This is a genomic window from Streptomyces atratus, from assembly GCF_900119365.1.
Taxonomy (GTDB): domain Bacteria; phylum Actinomycetota; class Actinomycetes; order Streptomycetales; family Streptomycetaceae; genus Streptomyces; species Streptomyces atratus_B.
Map to the genome: position 1 here is coordinate 19,783 of NZ_FPJO01000033.1, position 11,562 is coordinate 31,344.

General features: G+C 68.3%; 11 protein-coding genes and 2 pseudogenes. 6 read left to right on the forward strand and 7 right to left on the reverse strand.

What is annotated here, in order from left to right; translation table 11 throughout:
- Positions 1-139 precede the first annotated feature (139 nt).
- Positions 140-1,831, forward strand: a complete 1,692-nt coding sequence (locus tag BT364_RS33690; protein ID WP_079179770.1) for an IPT/TIG domain-containing protein — start codon at positions 140-142, stop codon at positions 1,829-1,831.
- 204 nt (positions 1,832-2,035) lie between these two features.
- Here BT364_RS33690 and BT364_RS43570 read toward each other — a convergent pair whose 3' ends face one another.
- Entirely contained in the window at positions 2,036-2,170 is a 135-nt protein-coding gene (locus BT364_RS43570; protein ID WP_256260336.1) for a hypothetical protein, read from the reverse strand.
- Positions 2,171-2,177: 7 nt separating this feature from the next.
- Between BT364_RS43570 and BT364_RS40560 the strand changes: the two genes are divergently transcribed.
- The 3 genes and pseudogenes from BT364_RS40560 to BT364_RS33705 all read left to right on the forward strand — a co-directional run.
- On the forward strand, positions 2,178-2,309 hold the full coding sequence (locus BT364_RS40560) for a DUF3761 domain-containing protein (RefSeq protein WP_256260337.1): 132 nt from the start codon (positions 2,178-2,180) through the stop codon (positions 2,307-2,309).
- Between the two features lie 285 nt (positions 2,310-2,594).
- The gene (locus BT364_RS33700; protein WP_143166590.1) at positions 2,595-3,116 is read left to right on the forward strand and encodes an RICIN domain-containing protein; all 522 of its coding nucleotides are present in this window, start codon (positions 2,595-2,597) and stop codon (positions 3,114-3,116) included.
- Positions 3,117-3,784: 668 nt separating this feature from the next.
- A pseudogene (locus BT364_RS33705) lies at positions 3,785-4,150 on the forward strand (transcriptional regulator); the annotation flags it as partial.
- A 1-nt stretch (position 4,151) separates the two neighbouring features.
- On the opposite strand, the gene BT364_RS33710 reads toward BT364_RS33705, so the two are convergent.
- The 3 genes from BT364_RS33710 to BT364_RS33720 all read right to left on the reverse strand — a co-directional run bounded on the left by BT364_RS33710 (position 4,152) and on the right by BT364_RS33720 (position 6,349).
- Complete coding sequence (locus BT364_RS33710; RefSeq protein ID WP_072489010.1) at positions 4,152-4,910, reverse strand: SDR family NAD(P)-dependent oxidoreductase; 759 nt, start codon at positions 4,908-4,910, stop codon at positions 4,152-4,154.
- Between the two features lie 52 nt (positions 4,911-4,962).
- The gene (locus BT364_RS33715) at positions 4,963-5,931 is read right to left on the reverse strand and encodes an alpha/beta hydrolase (RefSeq protein ID WP_072489011.1); all 969 of its coding nucleotides are present in this window, start codon (positions 5,929-5,931) and stop codon (positions 4,963-4,965) included.
- A 100-nt stretch (positions 5,932-6,031) separates the two neighbouring features.
- Positions 6,032-6,349 (reverse strand): putative quinol monooxygenase, encoded by a 318-nt coding sequence (locus tag BT364_RS33720; RefSeq protein WP_072489012.1) that lies wholly within the window; start codon positions 6,347-6,349, stop codon positions 6,032-6,034.
- Positions 6,350-6,493: 144 nt separating this feature from the next.
- Here BT364_RS33720 and BT364_RS33725 point away from each other — a divergent pair, with 144 nt between their 5' ends.
- Positions 6,494-7,399: an AraC family transcriptional regulator gene (locus BT364_RS33725; RefSeq protein ID WP_072489013.1), complete on the forward strand. Its 906-nt coding sequence runs from the start codon at positions 6,494-6,496 to the stop codon at positions 7,397-7,399.
- A 170-nt stretch (positions 7,400-7,569) separates the two neighbouring features.
- Here the strand turns inward: BT364_RS33725 and BT364_RS33730 are convergent, their stop codons facing one another.
- Complete coding sequence (locus BT364_RS33730) at positions 7,570-8,460, reverse strand: AraC family transcriptional regulator (protein ID WP_072489014.1); 891 nt, start codon at positions 8,458-8,460, stop codon at positions 7,570-7,572.
- Positions 8,461-8,654: 194 nt separating this feature from the next.
- Here BT364_RS33730 and BT364_RS33735 point away from each other — a divergent pair.
- Positions 8,655-9,104: pseudogene (locus BT364_RS33735) on the forward strand ((2Fe-2S)-binding protein); the annotation flags it as partial.
- A 552-nt stretch (positions 9,105-9,656) separates the two neighbouring features.
- Here the strand turns inward: BT364_RS33735 and BT364_RS42000 are convergent.
- Together BT364_RS42000 and BT364_RS33740 are read right to left on the reverse strand one after the other, a co-directional pair.
- A complete protein-coding gene (locus tag BT364_RS42000; RefSeq protein ID WP_177328340.1) occupies positions 9,657-10,289 on the reverse strand; it encodes an nSTAND1 domain-containing NTPase in 633 nt (210 codons plus the stop codon).
- A gap of 231 nt (positions 10,290-10,520) precedes the next feature.
- Positions 10,521-11,555, reverse strand: coding sequence for an RICIN domain-containing protein (locus BT364_RS33740; RefSeq protein ID WP_143166591.1), 1,035 nt, complete (start codon positions 11,553-11,555; stop codon positions 10,521-10,523).
- Positions 11,556-11,562 lie beyond the last annotated feature (7 nt).

Consider the following 11,562-nt stretch of genomic DNA (forward strand, 5'->3'; position numbering starts at 1 on the left):
GCGGCGGATGGGACAATCCGGGGACGCGTGGAATCCACTCCTGAAATCGCGAGCGCCAGGCTATTGAATCTCAGGGCATGAAATCCTCAACTCGCTCTGAAACTCACCGAATTCGGGAGTCCGGTCGAGAGGAGTCAGCATGTCCGTCAGCAAAGCCCCGCCGGCAGTCCAGGAGCTCGGGAGTTCCTCGTCCGCCGCCCTGTCCTTGGTGGCCGACGCCGACACCATCCCGGTGGGACCGGCACCCCACTCCATCGCCATGCGGCCCGACGGACTGCGCTCCTATGTGACCAACTCGGGTACCGACACGTTGAGCGTGATCGACACCGCCGCCGGCGCCGTCGTCACCACCATCGGGGTAGGGGCCGGCCCGTGGGCTGCGGCGGTCGCCCCCGACGGCCGGTACGTGTACGTGACCAGCCCCGGCTCGGGGACCGTCGGCATCGTCAGCACGGCCACCGACACCCTCGTCGGTACCGTCAGCGGCCTCACCGCGCCGCGCGGGCTGGCCGTCACCCCCGACGGAGCCCGCCTCTATGTCGTGAACTCCGGTGCCAACACGGTGAGCGTCGTCAGCACGGCCACCGACACTGTCACCGGCACCATCACCGTGGGGAACAGCCCCCAGGCGATCAGCATCCGTCCCGACGGTCTGCGCGCCTACGTCAGCAACTCCGCCAACGGCACCGTGAGCGTGATCAACACGGTCAGCAACACCGTCGTGGCCACAGTGACCGGATTCAACGTGCCTTTAGGCGTGGCCGTCACCCCCGACGGGGCCAACGTGTACGTGGCGAACTCCGGCGCCAACACGGTGAGCGTCATCAGTACGGCCACCAACACCGCCACCGACACGGTCACCGTCGCGAGCAGCCCGGTCTACCTGACCGCCTCCCCTGACGGGACGCTCGTCTACGTGTCGATGACCGGCGCGGACTCGCTGACGGTGATCAACCCGAGTAGCAACAGCGTCACCGAAACGATTCCAGGATTCGTCGAGCCCCACGAGGTGGCGACCACACCGGATGGGGGTTACCTCTATGTCGTCGACCACGGCGACAACACGGTCGACGTCCTGAGAAGGCCGGCCAGCATCTCCCCGAGCAGCGGCCCCCGTGGCGGCGGAACGGCTGTGACCATCAAAGGCAGGGGCTTCCTCGGGACCACCGCCGTGCGCTTCGGTATCCGGTCGGCCAGGAACTTCACTGTGGTAAGTGACACCACATTGACCGTCGTCACCCCTTCCGCCATCCGATCTGCCGTACCGGTGACCGTGACTGCCAGCGGCGGAACAGCCATCATCGGTCACTTCTACTACCGTCGGCTGCCCGTCGTGAACCAGCTCTCGTTCTCCTCCGGATCGACGAACGGGGGAAACGTCGTCACCCTCACCGGACTCAGGTTCATCGGTGTCAAGTACGTATGGTTCGGCGCCGTCCAGGCGGCCGCCACCGTGCGGTCGGACACCGAGCTCACCGTCACCGTCCCACCGTCGGCCCTCGCCCGCACCGTCCCCGTCTACACGGTCAACGCAGGAGGCGTCTCCAACAGCCTCGCCTACACCTACGTCGGCGGCCCCACGATCACCAGCATCAGCCCGGCCTCGGGGCCGCGGACCGGAAGCCGTATCGTGAACATCAACGGCACGTTCCTGTCCCAGGTCACGACCATCACCTTCGGCGGCATCCCGGCCCTCTCGTTCAAGGTCATGTCCGCCGTCAAGGTTCAGGCGGTAACACCGCCGAAGTCCACCCCCGGGCCCGTGGCCGTGGTCGTGCAAACCTCCACCGGCGCCACGGCCTCCTCCCCCGTCCCGTACACGTACACCTGACAGCAGCCGACCGAGCGGGCTCGGGGCTCGCCAGTCCCGCCGCCACGGAAGCAGTGCGCCGGGCGCTGCGCCTACGGCGTTCACAAAGCTGCGGTGGCCTTCCAGAGTATGGAGGCCTCCGCCCAGGCACTCTTCCCCCGCGGCCACCCCATCACCCCGACCCGCAACCCCACGACAACGGCACGGGGTTGAACCAGGAGGGCCTCACACCGTGATCCGCACCCTCTCGGCACCGGACCGCCGCGGCATCGCCCGCGCCCCCTCACCGCGCTCGTCGTCGCTGCCGCGCTCTTCGCCCCGGCCGTCCAGGCCGAGGCGACCACCACGTGCGCCCTGCACACCACCGGTGTGTGCAGGGCCGGGCTGTCCGCACCCGGGGGGTGCGACCGCCGAATGCAAGGACGGGACCCACAGCTACGCGGCGAAGTTCCGCGGCACCTGTAGCCACCATCGCGGCGTCCGCCACTGGTACAAGTAGGCCGCGTCCGGCAGGGCGGCGCGGCCGGAACAGCGGAGGGTCGTACTGCGGGACTGCTTCAGGTGGGACGGCCCGTGCGACCCACCGGCGGCGGGCGGGCTGCCAGAGGCGTCACCGTGAGCTGCCTGTGGCTCCCACGGGCGGGTGATCATCTTCGCTCTAACGAGGGGTTCCTGGAGATACCCACTACCGGCGACCGGACAGCGGCATCCAGGATGCGTGGGCACCGACTGCTGTTCTCGTGACGGTGCTCTCGCTTCCCCATCAACGATTGGGATTGTGCTCATGGCTTCGCTCCTTTCTCCTCGCTGTCTCGGCTCCCTCACCGGCGCGGCGCTCATGCTCGCCCTCGGCGCGGGGGTGCCGTCCTCCGCGGCGGCTCCCGCGTCCCGGGCTGCCCATGAGGTGTGCCTGGACGCCGGCAACACCCGCAACAACGGTGATCAGGTACGCCTCTGGAAGTGCGCCAACCACAAGAACCAGCGGTTCGTGATCACCAATGGGCAGATCAAGGTCGAAGACACGATCGGCGACGCCAAGGAGATGTGCCTGGACGCCGGCAACACCCGCAACAACGGCGACCGCGTACGCATCTGGCAGTGCGTCAACCACACCAACCAGAAGTGGATCGTCCGCAACGCGCAGATCGTGCTTGCCGACACGGTGGGCAAGAGCCAGGAGATGTGCCTGGACGCCGGCAACACCCGCAACAACGGTGACCGCGTACGCATCTGGAAGTGCGTCGACCACACCAACCAGAAGTGGGTCATCCAGCAGGGCTACATCAAGGTCGCGGACACGATCTGATCGGATCCTCAGCCGCCTCGGCCCTGGCCTCCCTTCCCAGGGCCGAGGCTCGGTGGGCAGTCCGGTGCTGCTTGGCTCCGCCCCCCGGAGCGGAAGGTGACCGGCGTCGTGAAGGCAGGCGGTGCACACCGCCGTAGAAGCGGCCCGTTGCACGGAATCCGAAGGCTGGGGCGATCGGTGATGGGCTGCCCGTACGATGACCGGCGTGACCGTCCGCCGCGCCCTTGGCGCGGGCCCCAGGCTCCCGCGCACAGCATCCGCGCCGCCCAGGCCGACCTGCTCGACGCTCTTCCCGAAGAGCGTCGGTCCGACCTCGACGAACTGCGAGCCCGAGGCGTACTCGGTACGCGCCCGGCGGCGCCCCCGTCCCCGCGGCGGACCCTTGGAACCGGTGGCCGCGCCGACGAGGAGCTGCCCCACCATCCCGCCTGACACTTCCTCGGCGATGGTGCGGCACCCGAGTGGTGCGGCACCCGTGAAACGCCCGGTGGGCGGCACTCCCGCGAATGCCGCCCACCGGAAGCAGACCTCCGGCCGCCGCCCCGTTTACCCGCACTCCCGCTCCGTCTCCGTCCTCCAGGACGTCGTCGCCGCCGACGGCCGCGCGCAAGGCGGCGGAATCGCGGGCGGGCGGCTCGGCTGGCTGCAACCGCTGACTTCAGTGCCTTGTCCTGGCCCGCCTGTACTACCTCACCAGGACCGACCACAGCCGCCAGGCGGCCAGGGACACCGGGCTCACGGTGACCGACCGCACGCTCAAGGCGTGGCTGGAGGAGCGGCGCCGGCCGTCGAGTGCCAACCTGGAGCGCATCGACGCCGCCTATCGTCAGGTGCGCCGCCAGAACGTCGCCCGGCACCTCCTTCGACGCCTGAACGCCGCCGGCGGGACACGGGTGGAGATCCACCCGCTGAACCAGTCGCAGGTGCCGCGGCCGCTTCAGCGGGGAGTGGAGTACCGCGCGATGAACGTCCGCCGCTGGGACCGCATCGTCGAGGCATGGGCATCCGGCGACCACCAAGGTCTGGACGACGCCACTAGAGGTCGTAGCCGCCCGACACCTCGATGTTCTGAGCGGTGACCCAGCGGCTCGCGTCGGAGACCAGTGTGGCGATCACCGCGCCGATGTCGTCGGGTTCGCCGACCCTGCCGAGTGCGGTCCTCGCGGCGAGGGCCGGGACGACCTCGGGGAACCGGGTGAAGGCGTCGTCGGCGATCCGGGTGCGGGTCGATCCCGGCGAGACGGCGTTGACACGGATTCCGCGCGTGCTGAATTCCTTGGCCATGTACCGGGTCAGCACGTTCAGGCCGCCCTTCATCGACCCGTAGGCCGAGTAACCGGGCTCCAGGCCGGCCGTCGCCGCCGCGTTGCTGCTCGTGTTGACGATGGCCCCGCCGTCCGCCATCAGGGGCAGCAGCTTCTGCGTCAGGAAGTACGGGCCCTTGAGCAGGACCCGCATGAGCCTGTCGAACGACTCCTCGGTCGTGTCCTCGATCAACGATGTGTGCGCGAAACCGGCGTTGTTGACCAGGTAGTCGAAGGTGTCGCGCTGCCAGGTGTCGCGCAGCACGCCGGTCACCGTGTCGTGGAAGGCCGCGAAAGTGCCGGTCTCACCTACGTCCAGCGGCAGTACGACGGCCGTGCCGCCCTCCTTCTCGATGGCGGTGGCCGTCTCCAGCCCGCCTTGCGGGTTGTTGCCGTAGGTCAGGATGACTCCGGTTCCGCGCTTGGCGATCTCGATCGCGGCGCTTTGTCCGATGCCAGAGCTTGCGCCCGTGACGATGGCGACCTTCATGGTGTTCCTCCTGTAGTGCGGTCGTGCGTGTGTTGTGTGTGAGCCGTCGGTGTTATACGGCGGAGTTCGGGGGCACGACTCGGGCGAGCCAGTCGGTGCGGGTCCGGCGGGCCGTGGTCGAGATGTGCGCCTGCGGGTACAGCGCATCGAATCCGTGGAAGCCGCCAGCCCAGACGTGGAGTTCGGCCTGGCCGCCGGCCGTCCAGATCCGGGTGGCGTAGTCGGTGGCCTCGTCGCGGAAGACCTCGGCGGAGCCGGTGTCGACATAGGTGGTCGGCAGGCCCGAGAGGTCGTCGGCCACCGCGGGTGAGATGTACGCGGATACCTCGTCCTCGGCGAGTTCGCCGAGGACGCTGCGCCAGCCGAACTCGTTCATCTCGCCGGTCCACACGCCGGGGACGCCGGAGTACTGGCGGCTGGAGGTGCTGGTGTTGCGGTGGTCGAGCATGGGGCAGATCAGCATCTGCGCGGCGATCGCCGGGGTGCCGAGGTCGCGGGTCAGCAGGGTTACGCCGGCGGCGAGGCCGCCGCCCGCGCTGGCGCCCGCGATGACGATCCGGGTGGGGTCGATGCCCAGTTCGGCGGAGTTTTCGGCGACCCAGAGCAGTCCCTGGTAGCAGTCTTCGACCAGGGCGGTGCCGGTGGCCTCGGGTGCGAGCCGGTAGTCCACGGAGACCACGACCGCGCCGAACTCGTCGAGCCACTCCAGCGGTATGTCGATCTGCGAGAAGCGGTCGCCCATGACCATCCCGCCGCCGTGCATCCAGTAGACACAGGGTGCGGCGGTGGTGCGATCGGTGTTCGCGGGGCTGAAGACCGACAGGGGGATGGGGGCACCGTCCTTGGCGGGCACGGTGACTTCGCGCCGGTCGACGTGCCGGTGGGCGAGGAGGGACTCAATGGGCGTCGACGGGAGTCGGCGCAGTTGCGCGAGTACTTCTGGACTGAGCTGGGACATGAGGGGCATGTCGGCGAGCAGCTCACGCAGTTCGGGGTCAAGGGCAGGTCGTGCCGTGGTCATGGTGCTGCCTTTCGTGGGGTGGTGGCGGACGGTCGGGCGAGGAGAGGGCCGCTCGGCAGCGACCGAGGCGGCAGGAAGGACCAGGGGATCGATCGGCGGGTCAGAAGGTGGCCTTTCCGCGGACCGGCACGTAGTCGGTGTACTCGGACTCCTTGGCCAGCAGTCCGTCGATCTGCGCCACGATGGCCTGGGCGGCCTCGCCGGCGAAGATCCGGTGGTGGTCCTCCTCGCTGGTCCAGCCCTCGGTGACGTGGACGACGTCGGGGTCGGACGCGGAACGGGAGACGAGGTAGACGACGCAGTGTTCGCTCGCGCCGGGGCTGCCCTCGTTCAGGCCGGTCATCAGCAGGTCGACCAGCCGGTCGCCCATTTGGGGCTTGGCGGTCAGGGTGGCGTTGAAGCCGTAGTTGGCGGTCATGGATGCCCTCTTCTTTGGTGATGGAGTGTGGTGATTCCATTCAACCCACGTGACCTGCGAAAACGTTAGAACGATGCTCGCTCGTACTTGCACGATCCTCTCGGTCACAGGAGCCACGGTGCCGAATGGTGCTGCAATGGAGGCATGTACCTCGAAGAGCTCCGCACCCTGCTGGCCCGGCATGCCCGGCCCGACTGGACCACCGCCATCGACGGCGTCCTCATCTCGATGGTCGACCGGTCCGATCCGCCGGCGCCCTCGATGTCGGGCACGATGCTGGCGGTCATCGCCCAGGGCGCCAAACGACTCGCCCTGGGCGACCGGGTGTACGAGTACGGCCCAGGGCAGTACCTGGTCGCGTCGGTCGACCTGCCCGTCACCGGACAGTTCACCCAGGCCGAACCCAAGCAGCCGGCGCTGGGGTTCGCTCTCGTGCTGGAACCGTCCGCCGTCGCCGAGTTGCTGCTGCAGGCCGGGCCCGGAGACAGTCCCCGCCCCGGCGGAGGCACACCGCCGGGGATCGCCGTCAGCGACGCTTCGGCCCCGTTGCTCGACGCGGTGGTCCGGCTGCTGCGCCTGCTGGACGAGCCCCGCGACCGGGCAGTACTGGCCCCGCTGGTCAAGCGCGAGATCCTGTGGCGCCTGATCACCGGCGAGCAGGGTGCGACGGTTCGCCAGCTCGGCCTGGCCGACAGCAGCCTCAGCCACGTCTCCCGGGCCGTGCGCTGGATCCGCGAGCACTACGCGCAGCCCTTCCGGGTCGAGGACGTGGCGGGGCTGTCCGGCATGAGCGTCTCCGCCTTCTACCGCAACTTCCAGGCGGTGACCGCGATGAGCCCCATCCAGTTCCAGAAGCAGATCCGGCTGCAAGAGGCCCGGCTGCTGCTCGCCACCCACCCGGGCGACGTCACCGGAGTCGGTCACCGCGTCGGCTATGACAACCCGTCACAGTTCAGCCGGGAATACCGCCGCCAGTTCGGTGCGCCCCCCAGTCAGGACGCCGCCCGTTTGCGTCACAGCGTGCGCACCCCCGCAGGTGTCCTTCCTTGAGCCGGATGGATTGCGGAGGAGAAACGTGCAAGGGGCAGCGAGGATCGTTTTACGGTTTCCGCAGGTCAGGGCGGTTCAATGGGGTCACCGGTTCTCCCGCGGAGCAGGAATTACCACAACCTTCCTCCTGCCTTGGTGTATTCCGCCCGCAGGCCGCGCGTTCCGGCCGTTCAGTTCTCTGCGTCGGCGGTGCGCGCCGTGAATCTGATCGCGTCCTGACTGGGCGGCGCGCCAAAGAGACGCCGGTACTCCCGGCTGAACTGGGACGGGCTGTCGTATCCCACGCGGTACCCGATGTGCGCGATGTCTTTGGGATGCGCGGCCAGAAGAAGCCGAGCCTTATGGAGTCTCCTCTTCTTCTGGAACTGGATGGGACTCATTCCGGTGACGGCCTGGAAATTCCGGTAGAAGGCGGAAGTACTCATCCCGATCAGCGATGCCACGTCGTCCACCCGGAACGGCTCTCTGTAGTTTTCCCGAATCCACTGCACGGCTCTGGCGATATGGGAGAGCTTGCTGTCCGCGAGGCCGATCTGACGAACCGTCGCGCCCTGCTCACCGGTGATCAGGCGCCACAGGATCTCCCGCTTGATGAGGGGGGCGAGCATGTCCCTGTCCCGCGGCTGGTCGAGCAGGCGCAGCAGTCGCACGGCGGCGTCGAGGAACTCGTCGGAGGCGTCACTGACGGCGAGAGCGGGGGGCGCGGTGCCGTTCTGCGGAAAGTTGCGAGGAGCTGCCTGCAGCATCACCTCGGCGACCTCCGAGGCTTGCAGGAGCAGGCCGAGACCCAGCGCCGGCCGCTCCGGGGTGGCCTCGACGAAATGGCCGGTGACGGGCAGGTCGACGGATGCGACCAGGTACTGCCCGGCGCGGTACTCGTACACGTACTCGCCCAGCGCAAGACGTTTGGCGCCCTGAGCGATCAGCGCCATGACCGTACCTGTCATGGATGCATGAGGTGCCTGCGACTCCGCGCGGCCGATCCGCACGTGCTCGATGGCGGTCGTTCCGTCGGGTCGGGCGTGACGGGTCAGCAGAGTTCGGAGTTCGTCCAGCAGCATGGACCGATTGAAGCATTGCGAGTGAGGAAGGGTCCAGCAAACAAACCTCTCCGACTCATGCGAGATCACAAGGAGGATCGTGCAAGGCTCCGCCCCTTTTAGGCAAAGCAGTTCTCCAGCGGACTGGTTGAATGTCCGGAGTCTCTGACGCTCTGCTATTCGGGGATTCGCTGCATTGAGGAAGGACAAGCGGTATGACGGACGGAACCCACAGCGAGATACGTCTTCGCGTCAACGGTCTGACGCACCGTCTGACCGTCGACCATCGCAGGACATTGCTCGATACGCTCCGTGAGGGCACAGGTCACACAGGGCCGAAAAAGGGCTGCGACCGCGGGCAGTGCGGCGCCTGCACGGTGCTTCTGGACGGACGGCGTGTGGTGTCCTGCCTGACGCTGGCGGTCGCCGCCGACGGCTCGGACGTCACGACGGTCGAGGGCCTCGCGCACGACGGTGAACTGCGGCCGTTGCAGCAGGCGTTCGTACAACTCGACGGTCTCCAGTGCGGCTACTGCACGCCCGGGCAGCTCTGCTCCGCGGTCGGGATGCTGGCCGAGCACGCGGCGGGCTGGCCCAGCGCGGTCACCACCGACGTCTCCTCCCAGGGACCGGCTGGTGTGGTCGATCACGACGGCCACGAGCGTTTCGGCGTCGTTGACCGTCAGCGAGCTCGCCGGGACCGGCTGAACCGGCCCAGGCGTCCTGGGCTGCTTCACCTGGGACGTGATCCGCTGGGAAATCACGTGGACGAGCGCCAAAGTCTCTCCGCTGTCACGTTCGTCCCAGTGCCGGACCCGGGCCACCATGGTCTTTCCGCCATCGATCAGCTTCGGATCGCTGACGACGATGTCGCCACCGTCGACGTCGACGCCGTTCAGAGGCAAGGCGGTCAGCGCGTTGTTGTCCTCGGTCTGAGCGAGCAGGACCGGGGCACGTGCGTCTCCGAGGAGACGGCCGGTGTGATTCTCCAGCGAAGGCCCCGGGACCTGTTGCACCTGGCTGCCACGTCTGGTGCGGACGAGTGTCCGATCGCCGAAGGACGCGACCGCGAAGCGCTGCCCCTTCGCGTCGGCCGCGACGCTTTCGCAGCCCTCGCCCGCCTCCTCTCGCGCAATCCTGCGGCGCAGCGGCGTCTCGCTCCCGGGCAGCACCCTGACCAGACCCCTGAGCAGCCGCGACGCGGCGGCCTCCTCGCTCTACCCGACGCACTGCTGCCAGGCCTTGTTGCAGTGCTCCTCCAGTGCGCCCTTCACGCCGTGCATCGCCTCGTACGTCGTCGTGCGCAGTCGACCGGCGAACTGTCTGTCCCACAGCTGTTTCAGCAGGAAGCCGAGGAGCGGCAGGTTCTCCGGTTCGCGGCACGCATCGTCCAGAACGCGCTGCGCCAGTCCCGGGTCGTAGGCCACCGCCGGGGCCTTCTCCAGCGGTTTGGTGATCACTTCCCGGAGCTGGTCCCGGGACATCGGCGTCAGCGGGAGTGTCCTGCTGTCCCGCAGCAGGGGGCCGAGCCGAGGGTGCTTGAGCACCGCGTCCATGAAGTCGGACCGGAGTGTGACCAGCAGCCGCGATCCGGTTCCCGGACCACCTCGGGGGGAGAGAAGCCCGGCGGCTTCCTCGAATTCCGCCTCGGTGCGGTCCAGGAGGGCCTCGGCCTGGTCGAGTACGACGATGTACCTGCCGCCCGCCCGGCCTCGCAGGCGGTTCAGCGTGTCCACGAGGCCCCTGGCCGCGAGCCATCCCTCCACCTGGTCGACGCTAGTCGCCCGCGGATCCCCGTACCGCCCGGTGCGAACGGCTTCGTAGAGGTTGGCATCGGTCCGCGAAGTCACCCCATCCAGTAGCTCTCTCCCCGGAAAGGTGCCCCTGGTTTCTGCTCCGATGCGACTCAACAATCACATCCTCGCAGGCCAGACGGCACCTTCCCTGTCGGGTCATCAGACCGTCGTATACCGCTGAACAGCCAGGCCCGAGCCTCTACCAGTCCGGATGCTCAACTCGCGGGCTCGCGGGCTCACAAGTGCGTGGGCATCCGCTTTCACCGGAGAACGGGCCGGACCGCCTCAGCCGGCGCTCCACTTCTGGTGGCCCTGTCCGTTGCAGTCCCATAGCTGCAACCGGCTGCCATTGGACGCGTGCCGCTCCTTCACGTCAACGCATTTGCCGGCCTGCAGGCCGACCAGGTCGTGCGAGGAGTTCAGCCGGAACCGCTGGGCAGGACCGCCATTGCAGGTCGCCAGCTGGATCACCGCGCCGTTGCTCGTCGCTCCCCACGCGACGTCCATGCACAGGCCCATCGAACGCACGGTCCCGTCACCCATGAAACGCCACGTCTGCTGCGACGATCCGCTGCAGTCCCAGATCTGCAAGGGCGTACCGTCGCCTTTGCCGTCCGTAACATCAATGCAACGACCCGAGGCGTGGCCCCGGATCGAGACGCCCGGGGCGCTGGTGGAACGCTCCGCCGATCCGGACGTGCCGACAGACTGCTTCGCGGGAGACTGCGTCTTGGCGCGCTGCGGCACACTACCCCCTGACCGGGAGCCGCTGGACCCGGTCGCACGGCCTGCCGGGATCTCACCGCCGCCATGTACCGTACGTGCCCCCGGCGCTCCGGCGTCCGCCTTCCCTGCGTGGCTCTTGGCCGGACTGCTCTTCCCCGGGCTCGCACTGTTCGCCGGGATGCCGCCCTTGGCCGGCGGCGCCGACTCGACGGCGCCGACCGTGTCTTCATCCGCCGAAGACCCCAGCAGCGTGCCGGGCATCACACCCGCCGAAGCCACACGCTCGTCTTCACGCTCGCCACTCACCAGGAACGGCACCGCTATCAGCAGCGCCCCCACAATCGCCGCCCCCGCCAGCAAACTCTTGTGCGGCCGCCCCGGGGGAGCGCTCGCAGCGTCCTCGGCCATGCCGCCGAGCGTCTCTTCCGCCTCTTCTTCCACGTCGGCCGCCGTGGAACTGGATGCTCCCGTCTCTCCGCCCTCGCGCACGGTTCCCCTGACACCCGCTGCTTCCGGGACACCTGCAGCTTCCGGCTCCTGAACCGCACCGGAGATCTCCGACGCCTGCTCGGAAACGGGAGTCTCCGATGCCACAGGCGCG